At 71.7% G+C, this 22524-nt stretch carries 23 protein-coding genes; 13 read left to right on the forward strand and 10 right to left on the reverse strand.

The window, feature by feature from the left end; translation table 11 throughout:
* Positions 1-77 precede the first annotated feature (77 nt).
* The 3 genes from tnpB (at position 78) to ABD327_RS17850 (ending at position 2977) form a co-directional block, all read left to right on the forward strand.
* Positions 78-1586, forward strand: coding sequence for an IS607 family element RNA-guided endonuclease TnpB (gene tnpB / locus ABD327_RS17840; protein WP_344451541.1), 1509 nt, complete (start codon positions 78-80; stop codon positions 1584-1586).
* A gap of 64 nt (positions 1587-1650) precedes the next feature.
* Positions 1651-2316: a potassium channel family protein gene (locus ABD327_RS17845; protein ID WP_344451542.1), complete on the forward strand. Its 666-nt coding sequence runs from the start codon at positions 1651-1653 to the stop codon at positions 2314-2316.
* A gap of 1 nt (position 2317) precedes the next feature.
* A complete protein-coding gene (locus ABD327_RS17850) occupies positions 2318-2977 on the forward strand; it encodes a potassium channel family protein (RefSeq protein WP_344451543.1) in 660 nt (219 codons plus the stop codon).
* A gap of 85 nt (positions 2978-3062) precedes the next feature.
* Here the strand turns inward: ABD327_RS17850 and ABD327_RS17855 are convergent, their stop codons facing one another.
* Positions 3063-3842: a sirohydrochlorin chelatase gene (locus tag ABD327_RS17855; protein ID WP_344451544.1), complete on the reverse strand. Its 780-nt coding sequence runs from the start codon at positions 3840-3842 to the stop codon at positions 3063-3065.
* Positions 3843-3986: 144 nt separating this feature from the next.
* Between ABD327_RS17855 and ABD327_RS17860 the strand changes: the two genes are divergently transcribed.
* The 5 genes from ABD327_RS17860 (at position 3987) to ABD327_RS17880 (ending at position 9004) form a co-directional block, all read left to right on the forward strand.
* The gene (locus ABD327_RS17860; RefSeq protein ID WP_344451545.1) at positions 3987-6332 is read left to right on the forward strand and encodes a sensor histidine kinase; all 2346 of its coding nucleotides are present in this window, start codon (positions 3987-3989) and stop codon (positions 6330-6332) included.
* Positions 6329-6727: a roadblock/LC7 domain-containing protein gene (locus ABD327_RS17865; protein WP_344451546.1), complete on the forward strand. Its 399-nt coding sequence runs from the start codon at positions 6329-6331 to the stop codon at positions 6725-6727. Before ABD327_RS17860 ends, ABD327_RS17865 begins: the two co-directional genes overlap by 4 nt.
* Positions 6724-7095 carry a DUF742 domain-containing protein gene (locus ABD327_RS17870; protein ID WP_344451547.1) on the forward strand — a complete coding sequence of 124 codons (372 nt, stop codon included), beginning with the start codon at positions 6724-6726 and terminating at the stop codon, positions 7093-7095. Before ABD327_RS17865 ends, ABD327_RS17870 begins: the two co-directional genes overlap by 4 nt.
* The gene (locus tag ABD327_RS17875; RefSeq protein ID WP_344451549.1) at positions 7076-7645 is read left to right on the forward strand and encodes a GTP-binding protein; all 570 of its coding nucleotides are present in this window, start codon (positions 7076-7078) and stop codon (positions 7643-7645) included. The genes ABD327_RS17870 and ABD327_RS17875 overlap by 20 nt, the downstream gene beginning before the upstream one ends.
* 99 nt (positions 7646-7744) lie before the next feature.
* Positions 7745-9004, forward strand: a complete 1260-nt coding sequence (locus ABD327_RS17880; protein ID WP_344451550.1) for a DUF11 domain-containing protein — start codon at positions 7745-7747, stop codon at positions 9002-9004.
* Positions 9005-9012: 8 nt separating this feature from the next.
* Here ABD327_RS17880 and ABD327_RS17885 read toward each other — a convergent pair whose 3' ends face one another.
* The 3 genes from ABD327_RS17885 to ABD327_RS17895 form a co-directional block, all read right to left on the reverse strand.
* Entirely contained in the window at positions 9013-9732 is a 720-nt protein-coding gene (locus ABD327_RS17885; RefSeq protein ID WP_344451551.1) for a DUF3159 domain-containing protein, read from the reverse strand.
* Positions 9729-10109 carry an OB-fold nucleic acid binding domain-containing protein gene (locus tag ABD327_RS17890; RefSeq protein WP_344451552.1) on the reverse strand — a complete coding sequence of 127 codons (381 nt, stop codon included), beginning with the start codon at positions 10107-10109 and terminating at the stop codon, positions 9729-9731. The genes ABD327_RS17885 and ABD327_RS17890 overlap by 4 nt, the downstream gene beginning before the upstream one ends.
* Before the next feature lie 64 nt (positions 10110-10173).
* Positions 10174-11361, reverse strand: coding sequence for an MFS transporter (locus tag ABD327_RS17895; RefSeq protein ID WP_344451553.1), 1188 nt, complete (start codon positions 11359-11361; stop codon positions 10174-10176).
* A gap of 153 nt (positions 11362-11514) precedes the next feature.
* On the opposite strand from ABD327_RS17895, the gene ABD327_RS17900 reads away from it, so the two are divergent.
* Positions 11515-12519 (forward strand): LacI family DNA-binding transcriptional regulator, encoded by a 1005-nt coding sequence (locus tag ABD327_RS17900; RefSeq protein ID WP_344451554.1) that lies wholly within the window; start codon positions 11515-11517, stop codon positions 12517-12519.
* A gap of 112 nt (positions 12520-12631) precedes the next feature.
* On the opposite strand, the gene ABD327_RS17905 is transcribed toward ABD327_RS17900, so the two are convergent.
* From ABD327_RS17905 to ABD327_RS17915, 3 genes are all read right to left on the reverse strand, one after another.
* Positions 12632-13438: a DUF3710 domain-containing protein gene (locus ABD327_RS17905; RefSeq protein WP_344451555.1), complete on the reverse strand. Its 807-nt coding sequence runs from the start codon at positions 13436-13438 to the stop codon at positions 12632-12634.
* A 16-nt stretch (positions 13439-13454) separates the two neighbouring features.
* The gene (dut, locus tag ABD327_RS17910; protein WP_344451556.1) at positions 13455-13919 is read right to left on the reverse strand and encodes a dUTP diphosphatase; all 465 of its coding nucleotides are present in this window, start codon (positions 13917-13919) and stop codon (positions 13455-13457) included.
* Between the two features lie 66 nt (positions 13920-13985).
* Positions 13986-14708, reverse strand: a complete 723-nt coding sequence (locus ABD327_RS17915) for a PIG-L deacetylase family protein (RefSeq protein ID WP_344451557.1) — start codon at positions 14706-14708, stop codon at positions 13986-13988.
* Positions 14709-14732: 24 nt separating this feature from the next.
* Between ABD327_RS17915 and ABD327_RS17920 the strand changes: the two genes are divergently transcribed.
* A complete protein-coding gene (locus tag ABD327_RS17920; protein WP_344451558.1) occupies positions 14733-15713 on the forward strand; it encodes a hypothetical protein in 981 nt (326 codons plus the stop codon).
* A gap of 101 nt (positions 15714-15814) precedes the next feature.
* The gene (locus ABD327_RS17925) at positions 15815-17101 is read left to right on the forward strand and encodes a cytochrome P450 (RefSeq protein WP_344451559.1); all 1287 of its coding nucleotides are present in this window, start codon (positions 15815-15817) and stop codon (positions 17099-17101) included.
* Here the strand turns inward: ABD327_RS17925 and valS are convergent.
* Positions 17089-19614, reverse strand: coding sequence for a valine--tRNA ligase (gene valS, locus ABD327_RS17930; protein ID WP_344451560.1), 2526 nt, complete (start codon positions 19612-19614; stop codon positions 17089-17091). The two genes, ABD327_RS17925 and valS, sit on opposite strands and share 13 nt — an antisense overlap.
* A gap of 134 nt (positions 19615-19748) precedes the next feature.
* Between valS and ABD327_RS17935 the strand changes: the two genes are divergently transcribed.
* Positions 19749-20057, forward strand: a complete 309-nt coding sequence (locus ABD327_RS17935) for a DUF4235 domain-containing protein (protein WP_344451561.1) — start codon at positions 19749-19751, stop codon at positions 20055-20057.
* A gap of 12 nt (positions 20058-20069) precedes the next feature.
* Here ABD327_RS17935 and ABD327_RS17940 read toward each other — a convergent pair whose 3' ends face one another.
* Both ABD327_RS17940 and ABD327_RS17945 read right to left on the reverse strand, forming a co-directional pair.
* Positions 20070-20897, reverse strand: a complete 828-nt coding sequence (locus ABD327_RS17940) for a hypothetical protein (protein WP_344451562.1) — start codon at positions 20895-20897, stop codon at positions 20070-20072.
* Positions 20898-20901: 4 nt separating this feature from the next.
* On the reverse strand, positions 20902-21198 hold the full coding sequence (locus tag ABD327_RS17945; RefSeq protein WP_344451564.1) for a DUF4193 domain-containing protein: 297 nt from the start codon (positions 21196-21198) through the stop codon (positions 20902-20904).
* 535 nt (positions 21199-21733) lie between these two features.
* Here ABD327_RS17945 and ABD327_RS17950 point away from each other — a divergent pair.
* A partial coding sequence (locus ABD327_RS17950; protein ID WP_344451565.1) for a serine/threonine-protein kinase occupies positions 21734-22524 on the forward strand: 791 nt, incomplete at its 3' end.

Here is a 22524-nt window from a genome sequence, read left to right on the forward strand (position 1 = left end):
GATACATTACCTACAGTAGTGTTCGGAGTGTTGTTCGACACCCGCCGACCGCACTCCGAAGGAAGGAGGCCGGGGGGATGAAGAAGTTCCGGCCGCGTCCCGGCTGTGCGGTGCAGGCCTACCGGTTCGCCCTGGACCCCAACGCGGGCCACGAGGCGTCGCTGCGGTCGCACTGCGGTGCGGCACGCACTGCCTACAACTGGGCCATCGGCTGGGTGACGGCCTCCTGGCGCCAGCGCTGCGCCGAGCAGACCTACGGCCTGAGCGGCGAGGAGCTGACGCCTTGGCGGCCGTGGTCGCTGCCCGAGCTGCGCAAGGCGTTCAACGAGGCCAAGAAGAGCGACCCGAGGTTCTCCGCCTGGTGGCAGGAGAACTCCAAAGAGGCCTACAGCACCGGTCTGGCGGGCGCCACCGCCGCGTTCGACAACTACACCAAGTCCAAGCAGGGCAAGCGCAAGGGCAGGCGGGTGGGCCGTCCGCGCTACAAGGCCAAGCGCAAGGCGCCGCTGTCGTGCCGGTTCACCACCGGTACGATCCGCCTGGAGCCCGATCGCAGGCATGTCACCCTGCCGCGACTGGGCACGATCCGCACGCACGAATCCACCCGCAAACTCCACCGCAGGATCGAAGCCGGAACCGCTCGCATTCTGTCGGCCACCGTGCGGCATGAGAGGGGCCGATGGCTGGTGTCCTTCCAGGTCGAGGTGCAGCGGGACCTCCAGCGCGTCGCCCGACCCGGGAGCGCGGTCGGAATCGACCTGGGCGTCAAGCACCTGGCGGTACTGGCCGACTCCTCAGGCGAGATCCGCCACGTCCCCAACCCCCAGCACCACGAGACGGCGCTGAAGAAGCTCAGAAAGCTCTCCCGCCGCGTCTCCCGCCGCCGGGGCCGGGACCGGCGCACCGGGCAGAAACCGTCGAACCGGTGGCTGAAGGCGAACGCCGAGCGCAACCGGGTGCAGCACCGGGTGGCGAACCTGCGCGAGAACGCCCTCCACCAGCTCACCACGAGCGTCCGGGCCGAGTACGCCGTCGTGGTGGTCGAGGACCTCAACGTCGCCGGGATGCTCCGCAACCGGCGCCTGTCGCGCAGGATCGCCGATGCCGGGTTCGGGGAGATCCGGCGTCAGCTCACCTACAAGGGACGCCTCCACGCCTGCCCCACGATCGTGGCCGACCGGTGGTTTGCGTCTTCGAAGACCTGCTCGGGGTGTGGTGCGGTGAAAGCCAAGCTGCCGCTGCACGTCCGGGTGTTCGACTGCGACGCCTGCCCGATCGTCCTGGACCGGGATGAGAACGCGGCCCGCAACCTCCTCGCCCTCGCGGCGAACACAGCAGTGACAGGTACCGGAGTGGCCGGAGACCTGGGCGCGAAAGCGCCGAAGCCTCGTGGAGCCGACCACAAGACCCGCACCACCCGCCCCGGCCACCAGGCCGGGACGGGGCGGACAGGCGGCGCGAACCCACCGCAGCAGCGGGGGAAGGAAACGAGGACCGTCGACAGACCCCCGGCCTCTCGCGGCTGGGATGTCACCGTCACGGACCTCTCCGGCCGAAAGGCCGGGGATGCTGATACCCGACTATGAAGTCAGTAACGGATACTGTCACGTACAGCCACCGACATCTTCGAGATCGAGAACGGGACGGTTCGTGCATATCGTCATCATGGGATGCGGAAGGGTCGGCTCGACCCTCGCCCATATCCTGGAGGACAAGGGCCATTCGGTCGCCATCATCGACCAGAGCCCCGAGGCGTTCCGCAGGCTGCGCGGAACCTTCAAGGGCCGCCGGGTGGTCGGCATGGGCTTCGACAGGGACGTTCTGATCGAGGCCCAGATCGAGAAGGCCTCCGCCTTCGTCGCGGTCAGCAGCGGCGACAACTCCAACATCATCTCCGCGCGGGTGGCGCGGGAGACCTTCGGGGTGGAGAACGTCGTCGCGCGGATCTACGACTCCCGCCGGGCCGAGGTCTACCAGCGGCTCGGCATCCCGACCGTGGCGACCGTCCGCTGGACCGCCGAGCAGATGCTGCGCCGGCTGCTGCCCGACGGCGCGATGCCGCTGTGGCGCGACCCCACCGGTGAGGTCAAGCTCGCCGAGGTGCAGACCGACACCGCCTGGATCGGCGCCCGGGTCGGCGAGATGGAGGGCTCCGCGCGCACCCGGGTCGCCTTCCTCAGCCGGCTCGGCGAGGCCGTCATCCCGACCGCGGACACCGTCATCCAGGACGGCGACGTGGTGCACGTGATGGCCCACTCCTCCGACATCGACCGGATCACCGAGGCGCTGGCCAAGCGCGGCAAGGAGGGTGAGTGACATGCGGGTCGCGATCGCCGGGGCCGGCGCGGTGGGCCGGTCCATCGCCCAGGAGCTGCTGGAGAACGGGCACGAGGTCCTGCTCATCGACAAGGACCCCAAGGCCATCAAGGTGGAGGTGGTCCCGCGCGCCGAATGGCTGCTGGCCGACGCCTGCGAGATCTCCTCGCTGGACGACGCGGCACTGGAGCGCTGCCAGGTCGTGGTGGCCTCCAGCGGCGACGACAAGGTGAACCTGGTCGTCTCGCTGCTGGCCAAGACCGAGTACGGGGTGCCCCGGGTGGTGGCCCGGATCAACCACCCCAAGAACGAGTGGCTGTTCAACGAGTCCTGGGGCGTCGACGTCGCGGTCTCCACCCCCCGGCTGCTCAGCGCGCTGGTGGAGGAGGCGGTCAGCGTCGGCGACCTGGTCCGGCTGATGACCTTCCGCCAGGGCGACGCCAACCTGGTCGAGCTGACCCTGCCCGACGACGCCCCGCTGAACGGCCAGCGGGTCGGCACCGTCCAGTGGCCCAGGGACACCGCCCTGGTGGCGATCCTGCGCGAGGGCCGGGTGCTGGTGCCGTCCAAGGACGACACCTTGGAGGCCGGGGACGAGCTGATGTTCGTGGCCAGCCAGGACGTCGAGGACGAGCTGGGCGAGCTGCTCAGCGCCCGCTGAACGCGCCTGGTCCTGAAAGGCGGAAGCCCCCCGGGTCCACCGGGGGGCTTCCGCCGTCTTCACCTCGCGGTCGCGACGGGGAGCGTCACGCTTCGGACTGGTAGTCGGCGGCCTCCAGGGCCTCCACGTACCGCAGGACGGCCAGCTGCGCCACCGAGGGGTGCGCGCCCAGCGCGGCGGCGGGCTCCGCGCCCGCGTCGGCGGCGGCCTTGGCCAGCTCGCCTCCGTCCACCTCCAGCACGCAGGGGGAGAGCGCCGGGCGATGGGAGCCCATGCCGCGCAGCGACGCGGCGGCGGCGGCGAGCTTCTGCGGGTCGTCGATCGGCGCGGCCACCACGGGGACGGCAAGCCTGGAGGCCAGCAGAACCGAGGTGATCTCGGCGCTCTCGTCGACGGTGCGGGTGGCGAGGATGACGCCGTCGGCGGCGGTCACCATGCTCATCATGCGGATGCGGTCGGCCCGGGCCAGGCCCGCCTCGGCCAGCCGCAGGTGCAGCGCCTCCGCCAGCAGCGGGTGCGGGCCGAGCGCGTCCGACACCAGGACGGGCAGCTCGGCCAGCCCTTGGCGGAGCGGGGTCTCGACCGAGGGGTCGGGGGTCAGCAGCAGCGGCACGACCACGGCGGCGGGGTCGCCCGCCAGCTGGCCCAGGTCGGCGTCGGCGCCGGTGTACACCGGGATGCCGGGATGGGCGGCGGCGATGATCCTGGACAGCTCGCCCATGACCTCGGGCGGCCCGCCGACGAGCACCACGGCGGGTGAGTCGGGCGGAAGTGAGAACGAGCCGCCGCGGTGTCGGCCGCCGCGACGACCGGCACGGCGCCGGGTCGGCAGCGCGTCGGGAGTCACATCGGGGAGTTCGGTCACGGGGTAAGGGTAGTCCCGTAACGTACTAACTTTGTGCGATATGCCCGGGGAAGCGTGTCAGATCACCCCCGTAGTAGGCTCCGCACACGTCCCGCCGTTTCACTGTGACCACTCGCCGGAACCCCCCACGGAGGCCTGCCGGGCATGCGACGTTCGCGCAGCCAGCCGATCAGATCCGCGATCCTCTCACTGCTGGCAGTCCCGCTCACCGCGCTCATCGTGCTGTGGGCGTTCACCGCGTCCGGTGTCCTGACCCAGGGGCTCGACCTGGCCCGGGCCCGCACGCTCGACGCCGACCTGGTGAACCCCGTCCAGGACCTGGTGATCGCGCTCCAGCACGAGCGCGAGCTCTCGATGCTCTCGATGGGCGCCCCGACCGGGGTGCGCCCCGGCGAACTGCAGACCTACCGCGAGATCACCAACTCGGCGCGTGAGATCTTCGACCGCAACATCGCGGGCCGGAACCTGCGCGGCTCCGTCGACGCGGGCACCCGCGACCGGATGGACCGGCTCGGCCGCGACCTGGGCGGCCTGGCCCTCCTGCGCTCCCTGGTCGACGGCGGCGGCGCCAAGAACCGCACCGAGGTCTACACCACCTTCCGGTCGCTGATCGACGACGCCTTCGGCGTCCGCCGGGGCGTCCTCCCCGTGGCCTCGCACCTCGCCAGGGACGCCTCCATGCTCACCTGGCTGAGCATCGCCAGGGAGCAGATCTCCCGCGCCGACGCGATCGTCGCCGGACGGCTGCCCGCCCCGCTGAACGCCTGGGAGCGCAGGGAGCTGGCCGCGGTGGCCGGCGCCCGTGAGCTCGTCTACGCCGACGTCCTCCCCCAGCTGTCGCCCGGCCACCGGGACCACTACACCGCGTTCTTCAACGACACCGACTACCAGCGGTTCGTGCAGATGGAGGAACGCCTCGGCCGCGGCTCCGGCGCGCAGACGGTGTCCCAGCAGGAATGGGACGCCAGCGCGGGCAACGTGCTCAGCGGGCTGCGGGACCTGGAGGAGAACCCGAACGAGGAGATCGCCGCGCAGGAGCGGTCGGCGTCCTTCGGCATCCTGCTGCGCATCTCGCTGATCGGCGGCATCGGCCTGCTCGCCGTGGTGCTCTCCCTCGTCATCGCCTGGCGGATGGCGCGCAGGCTGATCCGGGAGAGCCGGGCCCTGGCCGACACCGTCGGCGAGTTCACCCGCGACCAGCTGCCCGTGCTCGCCGGGCTGGTGCGCGACGGACACAAGATCACCGATCCCGGCGGCCCCGCCGGCGTGCGGTTCAGCATCACCGAGATCGAGCGCATCTTCCGCTCGTTCACCGCTGCGCGCACGGCCGTCCTGGAGGCCGCACAGCACGAGGCCGCCACCGTGGCCTCCGTCCGCGACGTCTTCGTCAACCTGGCCTCCCGCAACCAGGCGCTGCTGCACCGGCAGCTGGCGCTGCTGGACCAGATGGAACGCGACTCCGACGACCCCGAGGAACTGGCCCGGCTGTTCCAGCTCGACCACCTCGCCACCCGCATGCGGCGGCACGCCGAGGGCCTGGTCATCCTGGCGGGCAAGACCCCCGGCCGCGGCTGGCGCTCCCCCGTCCCGCTCATGGACGTGGTGCGCGGCGCGGCCTCGGAGGTCGAGGAGTACACCCGGGTCAGGGTGCTGCCCATGCCCCGGGTCGCGGTGGTGGGCCCCGCCGTGGCCGACACCATCCACCTGCTGGCCGACCTCATCGAGAACGCCGTCCAGTACTCGCCGCCGGACACCCCGATCGAGGTCTCCGGGCAGGGCGTCGCCGCCGGGTACGTGCTGGAGGTCGAGGACCGCGGCCTGGGCCTGCCCGCCGACGTCCTGGAGGAGCTCAACGAGCGGCTCGCCGCGCCGCCGGACTTCACCCTCGAAGACAGCGCGCGGCTCGGCCTGTTCGTGGTGGCACGGCTGTCCCGGCGGCACGACATCAAGGTCTCCCTGCGCGCGTCCCCGTACGGGGGCACCACCGCGGTGGTCTTCCTCCCCAAGAGGATCCTCAGCACGGACCTGCCCGAGGCCGGACCCGACGAGTCGAAGGACGGAGCCGCGGAGTCCCCGGTGCGCGCCCGCGCCGCGCTGGAGGCCGCGCCCGAGCCCGAGGCCGCGCCCGCCCCCTCCCCGTCCGAGGCTCCGGCCGCGGCGTCCGCGCTCCGCCCGTCGCCCGTCCTGGTGGAGGAGGCCCCCGCCGAACCCGAGTTCCATCTCGGCCTCCCCCGGCGGCGGCGCAAGGGCCGGTCGACGTCGAAGCCGACCGCCGGCGGAACGCCCGCCGGGGGAACGCCCTCGCCGCCGAAGCCTTCGCAGAACGGGCTCCCCGGCACCGTGCCGCCGACCGACGCCGCCGGCGCCGAACGCTCCCCGGAGGACCTGCGCCTGCGCATGTCGGCGATGCAGCGGGGCTGGGAGCGCGGCCGTTCCGAATCAGCCTCCCTCGCCGACCGACCGTCCCTTCCCTCCGAGGAGCGCCCATGACCGAACCCGGCGATCTCAACTGGCTGCTCGACAACCTGGTCACCCGGGTGGTCCAGGTCAGACAGGCGCTCGTCCTGTCGAGCGACGGCCTGGTCATCGGCCAGTCCAAGGGGCTGGCGCGGGACGACGCCGAGCACCTGGCCGCGCTGGCCTCCGGCTTCCAGAGCCTGGCCCGCAGCACCGGCGAGCAGTTCCAGGGCGGCGCGGTCCGCCAGACGATCGTGGAGATGGACGAGGCCTTCCTCTTCGTCACCTCCGCGGGCCAGGGCGCCAACCTGGCGGTCCTGGCCGACTCCAAGGCCGACGTGGGCGTCATCGCCTACGAGATGGCCATGCTGGTCACCCGGGTGGGTCTTCACCTGTCCGCCCGGCCCCGGACGGCGAGTCAGCAGTGACCGGCCACGAGTGGTTCGACGAGGAGGCGGGGCCGATCGTCCGCCCCTTCACCCTCACCGGGGGCCGAACCGAGTCCGGACACCGGTCGGATCTCGATCTGATGACACTCGTGGTGCGCGCTTCCGAACCGGTGTACGGTTCGCTCCTCCTGACCCCGGAACACGAGGCGATCCTGCACCTCGCCAGCGACCCGTTGACGGTGGCCGAACTGGCCTCCGAACTCGATCTCGCGGTGGGCGTGGTGAAGGTCCTGCTCGGCGACCTGCTCGCGGACCGGCGTATCACGGTACGCCGTCCCGCGCCGGTGGCACAGTTCCCCAATCCCAGAATCATCGAAGAGGTAATTCATGGACTCCAGGCCCTCTGAGGCCGAGCTCGCCGTCAAGATCCTGGTGGCGGGCGGGTTCGGCGCGGGGAAGACGACGCTGGTCGGCTCGGTCAGCGAGATGCGTCCTCTGCGTACCGAGGAACAGCTGACCGAGCGCAGCGTCGGGGTGGACGAGCTCACCGGGGTGGAGCAGAAGCGGACCACCACGGTGGCCATGGACTTCGGCCGGATCACCCTGCGGACCGGGCTGGTGCTCTACCTGTTCGGCACTCCCGGGCAGGACCGGTTCTGGTTCATGTGGGACGAGCTCGCCGAGGGAGCGCTCGGCGCGGTCGTGCTGGTCGACACCCGCCGACTGGCCGACTGCTTCGCCTCGATCGACTACTTCGAGCGGCGCGGCCTGCCGTTCATCATCGGGGTGAACACCTTCGAGGGCGGCAAGCCCTACACTCCCGACGACATCCGCGTCGCGCTGGACCTCGACCCCGAGATCCCGGTGATCAACTGCGACGCGCGCAGCCGCGAGTCCACCCGGCAGGTGCTCATCACCCTGATGGGCCACGTCATGACCGCGATGGCCCGGCGATAGCCTTTGCCCGACCTTGACCCCCGAGCCTCCGGAGGAGCTTAGGAGATCGGCGCCCGGCGGATTACAACGGTTACTCTCAACCATCTCGGGGGACCGTTAATGATCCACAGCTTCAGGCTCAGCGCCGGCGCCGTCACCGTCTTCTCGGCCCTGGCGATCGCGGGGCTCGCTCCCGGGCTCCCCGCGCCCGCCCACGCCGCCGACGGGCAGCCGGTCCCGGTTCAGCCCCGGTGGCGGCCGGAGCACCGGCCCAAGCCGCTGGTGAAGCCGGCCAGGCCGGTGAAGGTCGAGAAGAAGGCCCGGAAGAAGAAGCGCAAGGTGAGGGTGCGGCCCGTCGAGGTCCGCCGGCCGGAGGTCCGGGTGGACGTCGGCGGGCCCGAGGGTCCTCTGGTCCCCGGACGCAGCTACGACTGGCCGTACTCCATCACCAACATGGGCCCGAGGACCGCCGAGGGCGTCGTCTTCAGGACCCCTGTGCCCGGAGGCCTGGAGTACGTCTCCGGCCAGGGGAACTGCTCGATGCAGGGCCCGTACGTGTTCTGTTCCGTGGGCGCCCTCGAGCAGCACCAGACCTACACCGGTGTGATCACCACCAAGGTCTCGGAGAGCGTCGCGCCCGCCACCACGGTCCAGGGCAGCGTCGAGGTGAAATGGACGGGCGGGACGACCACGGGCGCCTTCCCCACCACGTCCGTCTCCCAGGCCTCCGACCTGGTGGTGACCGCCAGCGGCCCGGGGCAGATCCAGCCGGGCGGGCAGATCACCTACACGTTCACCGTCGAGAACCGCGGCCCCTCCGCGGCGACCGGGGTCACCGTGAGCGCGCCCTCGGCCTCCTCCCAGACCTCGGTGACCGTGGTGGGCGGCCAGGGGTGCTCCACCCAGGGCCAAGGCGTCGTCTGCACGCTGGGCACCGTGGGGGCGCACGAGACCAGGACCTTCACCGTAGTCTTCAAGGCGACGCAGAAGGCCACCGCGGGACACGTCTTCACCAGGCGGTTCGAGGTGGTCTCCTCGACTCCCGACCTGCGCCCCGACGACAACTACACCGTCGTCCGCCCCAGGATCATCCGGTACGTGCCGACGCAGGACAGGGACGAGTTCCCCGGCCGGCCGCGGCCCCGGCCCATGCCGCACCTGCCGCGGGAGGAGGCTCCGGCCCCCGCTCCCGCCCCCGAGCGGCCCGTCGCGCAGGCTCCGGCTCCGGCGCCGCGCACCGCCGTCGAGGCGCTGCCCGAGACCGGAGGCGACGCCCAGTCGCGGGTGGACCTGGCCCTGGCCCTGCTGGGCACGGGCCTCATCCTGGTCGGGGTGGGAGCGCACCGCAGGCGGGCCTCCTCAGGGCGTACCCGGGCCTGAACCCGCCGTCACTCGCCGGGCGCCGGACGGGCGCCCGGCTCCCCGTCACCGTCTTCGACGGGGGCCGCGGGAGCGGCGGGCGGCTCCTGCATCGGGGTCCTCCCCCGGGTCAGCACCCAGACCATCGCCGCGAACGAGGCGAGTTGCAGGGGCCAGCCCAGAGCGATCTTGGCGGTGCCCAGCCAGCCGACCTGGCCCGCCAGGTACAGCGGGTACTGCACCAGCACGCGCAGCACGCACGGCAGCACCAGCAGCCAGGTCAGCCTGGAGCACAACCGCACCACCGCCGGGTTCTCCCGCCAGGCGGTCGGGTCCCCGGTGACCGAGCCGATGATGAACCCGACCACCGGCCAGCGCACGACGATCGAGAAGATCATCGCCACCGAGTAGCCGGCGTTGTAGAGGATGCCGGGCAGGAACGCGTCCTCGGCCTTGCCGCTGCGCAGCGCGAAGAACGCGGCGATCCCGATGCCGAACAGGCTGTTGAGCACGAACTGCGTGGTCGAGCGCTGGGCCAGCCGCACCGCCAGCAGCAGCACCGCCGAGCCGACGCTCAGGCCCACCGCCAGCCTCAGGTCGTGGGCGAGGAGCCAGGTGAGGGTGAAGGCGACGGTCGGCACCGCGCTCTCCGCCGTCCCCCGCAGCCCGCCGAGGGCCTTGCTCAGCTGGGTGCGGACCGCCGCCTCGACGGTCTGCCTGGCCTGCTCGTCGGCCGCGGCCTCTGTCACGTGGTTCCCCGGAGTTCGTAGCGCGGATTGAAGATGACCTTGCGGCCGTCCTGCAGGCTCACCAGCCCCTCGGCGCGCAGCCTGCGGCCCGGCTCTATCCCGGCGATGCGTCGGCGGCCCAGCCACACGAGGCTGACCACGTCCGAACCGTCGTAGAGCTCGGCTTCCAGAGCGGGGGCTCCGCCCCGGGGCCGAAGGGTCACCGTACGTAGCGTACCGGCGACCTGCGCCCTGCGGCGCTCTCCGCACTGGGCGATCGGCGTCGCCCCTTCAGCGCCCGTGTCCTTCTTGAGCTCCTCCGCCTCGAGCTCGGCGTTGCTGGAGGCGAGGCGGCGCAGGAACCTGCGCAGGCCGCCCCTCTCAGGCGCTTGGTCCATGAAGCAGAGGCTACGGCATCCAGTCCCTTACCCGGCAGTCCATGCCCATCCAGACACGATCGCCTCAAACGGCCTTCACATCGGGCCGTCCGCGCAGCAGGGCGCCGCCCAGCAGGCAGAGGGCCACCGCCGCCAGCCCGCCGAACGCCGCGCCGGAGAAGGCCGCGCGGTTGCCCGACGCCTCCTGGAGCCAGCCGGCCAGCGCGGATCCGGCCGAGGTGCCGACCGTCATGAACGCCACGATCCAGGCGAACGCCTCGGTCACGGTGCCGGTGGGCGCCAGCCCCTCGACCAGCCCGAACACGCAGGCCAGCGTGGGGGCGAGGAAGACCCCCGACAGGTAGGACAGCAGCACCATCGCCGGGATCGACGGGGTGAGCATGAGCAGGGCGTAGCCGACCGTGAGTCCGGCCAGCAGCGGCGGGATCCTCAGCCCGGGCTCGCCGGGCCAGACCCGGGAGCCGTAGACCAGCCCGCCGGTGAGCGCGCCCAGCGCGTTGACCGCGATCAGCCAGCCCGCCGCGCCCGGCTCCCCCCTGACCTCGGCGTACGCGGTCATCGCCACGGTGAACGCCCCGAGGCTCAGCCCGATGAAGCCCAGGGAGGAGGCCAGGACGAGCAGGCCGCGGGAGCGCAGCGCCCCGGCCCAGTGCGCGGCCCTGGCCGCGCCCCGCCAGTCGCGGGACGGCCGGGACGTGATCACCACGAGCGTCCCGGCCAGGCCCAGGACCGCGGCGACGTACAGGGGCGCGGTGTCGGAGAGCAGCCCCGAGACGACGACCAGGACCGGGCCGAGGGTGAAGAGCAGTTCCTGCGCCGCCGCGTCCATGGCGTAGGCGGCCTGCACCTGGGAGGGCCGGTCGAGCACCTCGGGCCACAGGGCGCGCAGGCCGGGTTCCAGGGGCGGGGTGAAGAAGCCCGCCAGCGCGACGGTGAGGACCGCCAGCGGCGTGGAGGAGATCCCGACGAGGGCGAAGAGCACGAAGCCCGCACCGGCCAGCAGAGCGCTGGGAAGAAGGATCTTGGGCTGGCCGAGCCGGTCCATCAGCCGCCCCAGGACGGGCTGCCCGGCTCCGGCGGCCAGCCCGTGGACCGCGGACAGGGCGCCCGCGAGGACGTAGTCCCCGCCCTCGGCGCGGGTGAACAGCACGATGGCGAGCACCCCCATCCCGTTGGGCAGGCGGCCCAGCAGTGTTCCGCCCAGGAGCCGCGCGGCCCAGGGGGCGCGCAGCAGGTCCAGGTAGACGCGCATTTCTCTCCTCGCAGGTGGGGGGCGTACGGGGGGTGCCGAAGTCATACGTATGACCTCCGCGGCTACAGGGCTGGTCGGTGTCACCCGGCACCGCCCGGTGCGTCATACTTCGTGTTTCATTGAAGCTCAGCCTAATCTCAGCTAAGGGGCGTGATGCCTGCAGACACCCCGCCCACGAGCAAGGACGTGGCCGCGGCCGCCGGGGTCTCCCAGTCCACCGTCTCGATGGTGCTCAGCGGCAAGTGGCCCGGCCGGGTCTCGGCGCGCACCGCCCAGAAGGTCAGGGACACCGCCGAGCGCCTGGGCTACCGCCCCAATCCCGCCGCCCGCAACCTGCGGCTGGGCCGGACCCGGACGATCATGCTGGTCGTGCCCACGATCACCGCGCCGTTCTTCGCGTCCGTCTACATCGGCGCGGCCAGGGTCGCCGCCGAGCACGGGTTCAGCCTGGTCGTCTTCACCTGGCCGCTGGAACTCGACATGCCCTTCGACGGGCCGCAGGAGGCCATCGACGGCATGCTCGCCTCCTCCATGGCCGAGGCGTCCCTGTCCGGGATGCGGCGGCCCGTCCCGCTGGTCATGCTGGACAGCGACCCGGACGGCGGCGCGCCCACGGTCAACTTCGACATCGAAGGCGCCATGGAGGACCTGACCGGACACCTGTTCTCGCTCGGGCACCGCAGGATCGGGCACCTCGCGGCCGACATCGACGTGTGGACGTTCCAGTGCCGGGCCGCGGCGCTGGAGGCCCGGGTACCGGACGTGGTCACCGAACGGGCCGCGATCAGCATCACCGACGGCTTCGAGGCGGCGATGCGGCTGCTGTCGCGGGCCGACCGGCCCACCGCGCTGATCTGCGACGACGACACCCTGGCCGTGGGCGCCCACAAGGCGGCCCGGGCGCTCGGCCTCGACGTACCGGGCGACGTGGCCATCACCGGCTTCGACGACGTGGTCCTGGCCGAGGCGCTGGAGATCACCACGGTGCGGCTGCCCGCCGAGCGGCTCGGCGCCCAGGCCATGCTGGGGCTGCTGGACCTGCTGAACGGGCGGACCCCGCCCCGTCCCGTCCTGCCGGCCGAACTGGTCATCCGGCGCTCGACGTCGCCCTCGGCCGCGCTCACCACCGGATCCGGCCCCGTGGGGCAGCCGGGCTGAAACCGCCGGAGAAGAGCGGAAGGGCCCCGCCGGCGTCACCGGCGGGGCCCTTCTCCGTCTCTCGCGCCTACCGTGCCCGGCGCGCCCGCCGGGTTCCCGGCGGCGTCCGGGGTCAGCGGACCTCGCTGATCTCCGGGCCGCGCTCGAACGGGTTGATGCCGTCGTCGTCGCCGTCCTCGCCCTCCTGCTGGGCGAAGGCCTGCTGGGCCTCCGCGGGGAGGGTCAGCTCCAGCAGTTCGCGCGGCGGCATCGGCTGGTCGCCGCGGACCACGACCACCTGGCGGAACAGGTCCTCGAGGAACTGCCACTGCTCCTCGTCCTGGACCGCCGCGCCGGTGACGACCGCGCGCAGGAACCAGCGGGGGCCGTCCACGCCGACGAAGCGCAGCGGCTGCCAGGCGTAGCCCTGGTCGATGATCTCCTGCGGGATCTGCTCGCGCATCTCCTCGGGCATCTGCTCGAGGACCTCCGGGGTCAGCGGCGCGGGGATCATCGCGTGCAGCTCGGTCCCGAACGGGCCCTCGGTCTCCTGGACCTGGCCCTCGGCGTTCTGCGTGACCTCCTCGGCGAGCTCCTTGCGCAGCTCGTCCCAGATGCCGGCGCGCTTGGGCGCGGCCAGCGCCTGCAGCTGCATGCTGCTCTCGCCGGCGATCACGGTGATCGCCACGATCTTGCCGTTGACCGGGTTGCCCTCGGCGTCGAACTCACTGGGCTCGAGGTTGACCTGCACCTCGATGCCGGGGCCGATCGGCACCTGCAGAGCGCCGAAGTCCAGCCGCTCCATCTCGGGCACCGTGTCCTCGGCGGCGTCCCAGGGGCCGCCTCCGGGGGCCCGTCCCGTCTCGGGGGCCTCCTCCACGGCGGTCTCGGCGGGCTCCGCCGCCGGCTTGTCTTCCTGACGACGACGTCCGAAAGCCACTTTGACTACTCCTTCGTTATGGGTGCGCCCGCTGAGCGTATCCCCCCGTGGAACCGAAACCCTCGTTCCCGCGGGCCGATCCGGGGAGTTCCTCGACCTCGAGGAACTCCGCCCGCTCCACTTTCTGGATCACCAGCTGCGCGATGCGATCACCGCGGGCCAGCCGGACCGTCTCACGCGGATCGGTGTTGATCAGGGTCACCTTGATCTCGCCCCGGTACCCCGCGTCCACGGTTCCGGGCGCGTTGACGAGTGTCACTCCCAATCTAGCCGCCAACCCCGACCTCGGATGGACAAAAGCGGCAAAACCATCGGGCAGCGCGATCGCCAGCCCCGTGGGCACGACCTCCCGCTCCCCCGGCTCCAGCACCACGTCCCGCGCGGCGTGGAGGTCGGCCCCCGCGTCGCCCGGATGGGCGTACGCGGGCACCGGCAGTTCCGGATCAAGCCGCTTGATCAGCACTTCGACCCTGCTCCGCACGCCGCCCCCGATCTCCCCGGTCTCCGGCCGCCCTACCCGGCACGACCACCGGGGAACACTACCGCCTCAGATCAGTTCGAAGGCGACGGCGTGCGGGACCCCCGCGGACGCGCCGGTCTCGGCCGTGATCGAGCGGAGCATCCCCTCGGTCGCGGCGAGGGCCGGCTCGCCGCCGGACTCGCCGCCGGACTCCAGATTGTCGAAGTAGACCTTGTGGGCGCGCAGGGCGTGCAGGCCCTTCTCGAGGTGGTCGGTGACCTCGACGTAGTGGGCGGCCCGAGGCGAGTTGGCGAACAGGGAGAAGCGCACGCCGCCCCAGGCGGGCTCGTCCAGGTCGCGGAAGACCCAGGGGTTGGCGGCGTCGCGGACGGCGTCCGCGACCGCCTCGCCGAGGACGCGGTGGTCCGCCATGTTGAAGGGCCCGCCGGGAAAACTCTCCCGGAAGTTCAGCGAGACGACCACCTCGGGGCGGTGCCGGCGGATCGCCCGGGCCAGTTCCCGGCGCAGGGGGAGCCCGTACTCGAGCATGCCGTCGGGGAAGCCGAGGAACTCCACGGTCTCCACGCCCACCCGGCGGGCCGCCTCGATCTGCTCGGCCGCGCGCAGCGGCGCGACCTCCTCGGGCGGCATCGACTGGACGCCCGCCTCGCCCCGGGTCGCCAGGACCTCGACGACCTCCTTGCCCTGCGCCGTCCAGCGGGCGATCGCCATGGCCGCGCCGTACTCCAGGTCGTCGGGGTGCGCCACTATCGCCAGGGCGCGCTGCCAGTCCTCGGCCACCGGTTCCATGGCCTCCACACTAATCTGTGCCGGGTGAACCTACGGATCGGCCGCGGCGGCCCCCTCGGGACATCCGCCGCGCGGAACGCCTCCCTCCCCCTGGTGGTCCTGCTGGCGGGTGCCGTGGCCTGCGGCGGGAGCGACGGCGGCACCGCCGCGCCCGTGGCCGAGAGGCAGACGGCTCCGGTCTCCTCCGAGCCCGTCCCCGGGCCGGCCACCACCGTCCCGGACACGGCGCGACGCGCGCCCACGGCGGTCAAGCCGAAGGTCGCGCCCGGGGTGTCGGCCCGCTGGGTCGTCTACGACCGGACCACGAAGAAGGTCGTCACCCGGCGGGCGGCGAACGCGACCGTCCGGTCGGCCTCGGTGGTCAAGCTGTTCATCGCGCTGGACTACCTGCAGCGGCGCGGCGGGAAGGTGGCGCCCGCCGACGCCGCCCGGTTCCGGGCGATGCTGCGCTCCAGCGACGACAAGGCCGCCACCCACTTCTGGAACCTGGGCGGCAAGGGCGCGATCATCAAGCGGACGCGCAAGCGGATCGGCCTGACCGACACCGCGCCGCCGCCCGCCTCCCAGCCCGGGTTCTGGGGGTACACCGCGATCAGCGCGATGGACGTCGCCAAGACCTACCGCCACCTGCTGGAGAAGGCCCCGCCGCGCGCCCGCTCGGTGATCATGGGCCATCTGCGCAAGGCCACCAAGTGCGGCACGGACGGATTCGACCAGTCCTTCGGCCTCCCCCGGGCGGCGAAGAAGGCCGGGGCCGTCAAGCAGGGCTGGTCCGGTTTCGGGCTGACCCCGCCCTATCCGTGCACGAACGGCGCCCGGTTCGTCCCCGCGGCCGCGCCCGATCTCGGGCTGGGCCGTCCAGTGCTGCACACCACCGGGACCGTCGGCGGGAGCGACCGCTGGATCGTCGTCGTGCTGACCCTCAACCCCGCCGGGGCGTCCTACCGCACGTCCGTCGACCGGATCACCGCTCTCACCCGCTCCCTGACCGGCTCCCTGTCCTGAGGCCGCGGGTCCCGTCCCCAAGACCCGCGTCCCGAAGGTCTTGACCGGGAAGGCCGTACGGGGGTTGCATGAAACCGAACCCGGTTCTAGCGGAGGTGGCGATGACGGTGCGGACACCCGGACTGGAGGGGCTCGGCCTGTCCGACCCGATGTTCTGGACCAGGCCGCAGGCCCAGCGGGAGGCGGCCTTCGCCCATCTGCGCTCGCTGCCCGCCCCGACGCACTTCCCTGAGGTCGAGGTCCCCTTCATCAAGGGGGGCGACGGCTACTGGGCCCTGGTCCGGCACGCCGACGTGGTGGAGGCCAGCCGCCGGCCCGAAGTCTTCAGCAACGAGCCCACCAGCAACAGCATCAGCGACATGCCCGGCTACCTGGCGCGCTTCTTCGGATCCATGATCAACATGGACGACCCGCGACACGCCAAGATCCGGCGCATCGTCTCCCGCGCCTTCACCCCGCGCATGCTCTCCCGCCTGGACCGGCGCATCGAGGAGACCGCCCGCGAGATCGTCGACGACGTCCTGCGCGGCAGGGGCACCGGGGACTTCGTCGAGGACGTGGCGGCCCGCCTCCCCCTCAAGATCATCTGCGACATGATGGGCATCCCCGAGTCCGAGCGGCGGATGGTGCTCGAACGCTCCAACACGATCCTGGGCATCGGCGACCCCGAGTACGGGGTCGGCGGGGAGGACGTCTCCCAGATCAGCCGGATCAACGTCGGGCTGGCCCTGACCCGGCTGCTCGACGCCGGGATGGAGCTGCAGCTGCTCATCCGCAGGCTCGGCCGGGAACGCCGCCGCCGTCCCGGCGACGACCTCGTCACCGCGCTCGTCAGCGGCAACGTCGACGGGGAGCACCTCACCGACCAGGAGCTCGGCTCGTTCTTCATCCTGCTCGTCGTGGCGGGCAACGAGACCACCCGCAACGCGATCAGCCACGGGCTCAAGCTCCTGACCGTCAACGAGGACCAGCGCGCCCTCCTGCTGTCCGATCCCGAGGCGCACCTGCCCGGCGCGGTCGAGGAGATCGTCCGGTACGCCACGCCCGTCATCCAGTTCCGGCGCACGCTCACCCGGGACACCGTCCTGAACGGGCACCCGCTGAGCGAGGGCGAGAAGGTGCTGCTGTTCTACAACTCCGCCAACCGGGACGAGGCGGTCTTCACCGACCCCGACCGGTTCGACATCACCCGCTCGCCCAACCCGCACGTCGGGTTCGGCGGGCCCGGCCCGCACTTCTGCCTGGGCGCGAACCTGGCCCGCCGCGAGATCACCGTGATGCTGCGGGAGCTCTACACCCGCCTCCCCGCCCTCCGCTCCACCGCCCCGCCGGACCGCCTCCTGTCCGGCTTCATCAACGGCATCAAGCACCTGCCCTACAAGGTCTGAGCCAGCGCGACGTCGACCTCGAACGGGCCGTCGCCCGGCTCGACGAGCAGTTCCGCGACGACGCCCGCCGCTCGCAGGTCCGCCTCCGCCCGGGCGGCGAAGGCCGCCTGGGCGCCGCGCAGCGCCACCTGGGCGACCTCGGTGCGCATCGACGTGCGCGCCGCGGACTTGGCCTTGCGGATCTCGCGCAGCGCGTCCGCCGTCCCGGCGAGGATCCTCGGGTCGCCCGTCTCCGGGAGCTCCTCGGGGACCGGCCAGGAGGCCAGGTGCACCGAGCCCTCGCGCCACCAGGACCAGACCTCCTCGGTGGCGTAGGGCAGGAACGGGGCGAACAGCCGCAGCATCACCTCCAGCGCGGTGCGCAGGGCCGACCTCGCGGCCTCCGAGGCGGGCCCCCGCCCGTAGGCGCGCTGCTTCACCAGCTCCAGGTAGTCGTCGCAGAACTGCCAGAAGAACCGCTCGGTGCGCTCCAGCGCCCGCGTGTAGTCGTAGGACTCGAACGCCGCGCCGGCCTCCGCGACGACCCCCCTCAGCTCGGTGAGCATCGCCAGGTCGAGCGGCTCCGGCGAGCCGTCCCCGACCGGGCCCTCCAGCCCCAGGACGAACTTCGAGGCGTTGAGGATCTTCAGGGCCAGCCTGCGGCCGACCTTGATCTGCCCGGTGTCGAAGGCGGTGTCCGTGCCCGGACGCCCGTTGGCCGCCCAGTAGCGGACGGCGTCGGAGCCGTACTCCCGGAGCAGCCCCACCGGCGTCACGACGTTGCCGACGGACTTGGACATCTTCTTGCGGTCGGGATCGAGGATCCAGCCCGACAGCGCGACGTTCGTCCAGGGGAGCGAGCCGGACTCCAGCTCCGAGCGCACGACCGTGGAGAACAGCCACGTGCGGATGATGTCGTGGCCCTGGGGCCGCAGGTCGTAGGGGAAGACCCGGCCGAACAGGTCGGGGTCGTGCTCCCAGCCGCCGGCGATCTGCGGGGTGAGCGAGGACGTCGCCCAGGTGTCGAGGATGTCGGGGTCGCCGACGAAGCCGCCCGGCTTCCCCCGCTGCTCCTCGGTGTACCCCTCCGGGACGTCGGAGGACGGGTCGACGGGCAGTCTGGCCTCCTGCGGGACGAGCGGCCGGTCGTACCTCGGCTCACCCGCCTCGTCCAGCGGGTACCAGACGGGGATCGGGACTCCGAAGAACCGCTGCCGGGAGACCAGCCAGTCGCCGTTCAGGCCCTCGACCCAGTTCTCGTAGCGCGACCGCATGTACGGCGGGTGCCAGGACAGCTCCCTCCCCCGCTCCAGGAAGCGCTCCCGCAGCGCCTCGTCGCGCCCCCCGTTGCGCAGGTACCACTGCCGGGTCGTGACGATCTCCAGCGGTTTGCTGCCCTTCTCGTAGAAGGAGACGGGACGGACCAGCGGACGCGGGTCTCCCTCCAGCTCCCCGGAGGCGCGCAGCAGTTCGACGGTCCGCTCCCGCGCCGAGTGGACGGTCTTGCCCGCCAGCTCGTCGTAGGGCCGGGCGGGGACGCCGGCGGGCGGCTCGGCGGCCAGCCGCCCGGCGCGTCCGACGACGGCGCGGATCGGCAGGTCGAGCTCCCGCCACCACACGACGTCGGTGGTGTCGCCGAACGTGCAGACCATGACGATGCCCGACCCCTTCTCCGGGTCGGCCAGCCGGTGCGCCAGGACGGGGACCTCGACGCCGAACAGCGGCGTGCGGACGCTCCGGCCGATCAGGCTCCGGTACCGCTCGTCGTCCGGGTGGGCGACGAGCGCGACGCACGCGGGCAGCAGCTCCGGCCGGGTCGTCTCGACGTGGACGGGCCCGCCGGGGCCGTGGAAGGCGATCCGGTGGAAGGAGCCCGGGTGGTCGCGGTTCTCCAGCTCGGCCTGCGCGACGGCGGTGCGGAAGGTGACGTCCCACAGGGTGGGCGCCTCGGACAGGTAGGCCTCGCCCCTGGCGAGGTTGCGCAGGAACGCGCGCTGGGAGGCGGTCCTGGCCCGCGCCCCGATGGTGGAGTACAGGTGGCTCCAGTCGACGGAGAGCCCGACGCGCCGCCACATCTCCTCGAACGCCTTCTCGTCGACCTCGGTGAGCCGTTCGCACAGCTCGATGAAGTTGCGGCGGCCGACCGGGATCTGGTTCTTCCCGGGCTTCTCCGGGGGCTGGAAGTCCGGGTCGTAGGGCAGCGACGGATCGCAGCGGACCCCGTAGTGGTTCTGGACGCGCCGCTCGGTGGGCAGCCCGTTGTCGTCCCAGCCCATCGGGTAGAAGACCGCCTTGCCGCGCATCCTCTGGTAGCGGGCGACGGTGTCGGTGTGCGTGTAGGAGAAGACGTGCCCGACGTGCAGGGAGCCGCTGACCGTCGGCGGAGGGGTGTCGACGGAGTAGACCTCCGAGCGCTCCCTGCTCCGGTCGAAGGCGTAGGTTCCCCGCTCGGCCCACGCTACGGCCCACTTGTCCTCCAGGCCGTCGAGGGAGACCTTCTCGGGGACCGCGGGAGTGCGTGGCATCTGCTTCATGGGCCCAGGATAGAGAGAGGTCACAACCCCGTCGCGCTTATTTCCCCAGGGCCGCGGGGATGAAGGCGGGACCGCGATAGCGTCTGATAGATCGCGGAGAAGAGTGCCGGACGCTGAGAGGAACGACGATGCGGATGAGGCGGATAGGTCAGAAGCCGGACGTCGGCTGGAAGATCTTCATCGGGGTGGCCGGGCTGGCGGGCGGATTCGTGGCCCGCAAGGGCCTGGAGTACGCCTGGAAGAAGGGCACCGGCAAGGAGCCTCCGGTCAGCCCCGAATCACCGGACGTCACGCTGGGCGAGGCGCTCGGCTGGTCGGTGCTGATCGGCGTGGGCATGGAGGTCACCCGGGTGCTCATCAGCCGTGCGGCGGTGAAGCGCTGGGAGTCGAGCACGGGCTCCCTGCCCATGCACCTGATCAAGCAGACACCGCTCGCCGACTGATCGGCGAGCGGTTCAGTCGGCCGGCGGGGGGCCGGGCGGCGGCAGCACCGGAGGTTTCCGGGGGCCGTGGTCCAGCCCCTTCACCCCGCCGTACCTGGCGAGGTCCTCGCGCACCTTCTCCGCGAGCTTCCTGGTGGCCGCCCGGTTGAGCGTGCCGCCCGCCACCGCTCCGGTGAGGAACGGCCCCAGCGTCGTCATGTGGCGGCCCAGCGTCCGCAGCAGCCGTTTGCGCAGCGCCGCCTTGGCCGCGCTGCCCAGGCCCATGCTGAGCGAACCGGACTCCAGCGGGTTGACGCCCCGCTGCTTGGCCCAGGCGGTGATGTGGGCCATCGCCCGCTGGGCCGGGCCCCCCTGGATCTGGATGCCGTAGGCCTCGTGCAGCTCGGCGATCAGCTTGGTCTCGATCGCCGCCACCACCAGGGTCTCGGCGACGATCTGCGCGGGGGCGGTGAGCAGCAGCGGCGGAGCGGTGAACTGCACCGCCGCCAGTGCCCCGCCGGCCGCGCCCACCGCCGTGGTGGCGTTCACGGCGGTCCGCGTCAGCTCCTCGGCGAGGGCCTCGGAGGTGAGGCCCGGATGATGCCGGCGGAGCGTCTCCAGGTCCCGTACCGGGATCCTGGGCGCGACGTCGGCGAACACCTCACTGAGCCAGCGGCCGCCCCCCATCCCCTTCACCCCGGCCCGCCTCGCTTGTGAGCTCAGCAGCCGGGCGAGTCTGGCGAGCATCCTGCCGCGGGTCGCCTTGTCCAGGTCCTCCGTCCCGGACAGGCGGCCGATCAGCTCACCCATCTCCTTCCGCTCGTCGTCCGGAGCGGGAAGGTGTTCGCCTTCGGTCGTCATGGCCTCAGGCCGCGCATTCGGTGCAGATCGGCTCGCCGTTCCTCTCCTTGGCGAGCTGGCTGCGGTGGTGGACCAGGAAGCACCTGCTGCAGGTGAACTCGTCGGCCTGCTTGGGAACGACCTTGAAGGACAGTTCCTCGTTGGACAGGTCGGCGCCCGGAAGCTCGGCGACCTCGCCGGCGTCCAGGTCCTCGTCGATGATCCCCGCCGACTTGTCGGTGCGGCGCGCCTGCAGTTCCTGCAGGCTGTCCTCACCCAGGTCGTCGTCGGTCTTGCGTGGGCTGTCGTAGTCGGTGGCCATCTCTCTCCATCTCCCCCTCACACCCTCGGGGCGCCGCCCTGAGGCTCCGTTCCTCTATATGCACCCCGTCGCGCGGATGTAACGCCCGAGAGGTCTAACTTGTGCCCGATAGCGGGCGGGAAATACTGTCACGAAATGTGACTCTCGACACACAGGTCGCAATCATGATCTCCGATCGCAGGCGTCCGAAGACCTCCCGCGACCGGTCTTCCTGCCCGGAAAAGCGGATCGCGCACCGTGGAGTCACCCATGTGAAGCGCTGCCGCGGCGGGGATCATACCTCTAGAAGACGGCGGGAGGAGTCATGACATGACCACGAGCGACAAAAAACCGCAAGACATTGCCATCTTTGTGGCGAACAACACCGCTTCACTCGCCGTCGCACCAGAAGAGGCCGGACGAGAAGGGACACAGGTCCCTGGCCTTTGGACGGGACAAAACTCTAGAAAAGCATAGAACCTCGTGCAGCACTCGTACGTCTGACCTAACGCGATATCGTCACCGCCTGATGTTCCACTGCCCTGGGAGGGGTCACATGCCGAAGTACGCTCCGCTGGAGCAAGGTGACCCGACCTCACTCGGTTCCTACGAGCTGGTCGGACGCCTCGGAGCCGGCGGGCAGGGCGCCGTCTACCTGGGCAGGACCTCGGGCGGCGAGCACGTCGCCATCAAGCTCCTGCACGCTCAGATGAACGCCGACCCCCAGGCCAGGGCCCGGTTCGTCCGCGAGGTCGCCGCCGCCCAGAAGGTCGAGCCCTTCTGCACCGCCCGCATCATCGAGGCCCAGGTCGACGGCGAGCAGCCCTACGTCGTCAGCGAGTACATCGACGGGCCCTCCCTGCACGAGCTCGTCGCCACCCAGGGGCCCCGCCCCGCGCAGGAGCTCAACCTCCTGGCCATCGGCATGCTGACCGCGCTGGCGGCCATCCACGAGGTCGGCATCGTCCACCGCGACTTCAAGCCCAACAACGTGCTCATCGCCTCCGACGGCCCCCGCGTCGTCGACTTCGGCATCGCCCGCACCGTCAACTCCCAGGAGAGCGCGGTCACCGCGACCGGCATGGTCGTGGGCACCCCCGGCTACCTGGCCCCCGAGCAGCTCACCGGCGCGCCGCTGCAGCCGAGTGTCGACATCTTCGCCTTCGGCGCCACCATGGTCTTCTCCGCGACCGGCCAGTCCCCGTTCGAGGCCGAGACCCTCCCCGTCATCATCAACCGCATCCTCAACGACGACCCCGACCTGTCCAGGCTGCCGCAGGAGCTGCGCCCGCTGATCGGCCGCTGCCTGGCCAAGGACCCCGCCCAGCGCCCCTCGGCGCTGGAGGC

This window comes from Actinocorallia aurantiaca (assembly GCF_039533685.1).
Taxonomy (GTDB): Bacteria; Actinomycetota; Actinomycetes; order Streptosporangiales; family Streptosporangiaceae; genus Actinocorallia; species Actinocorallia aurantiaca.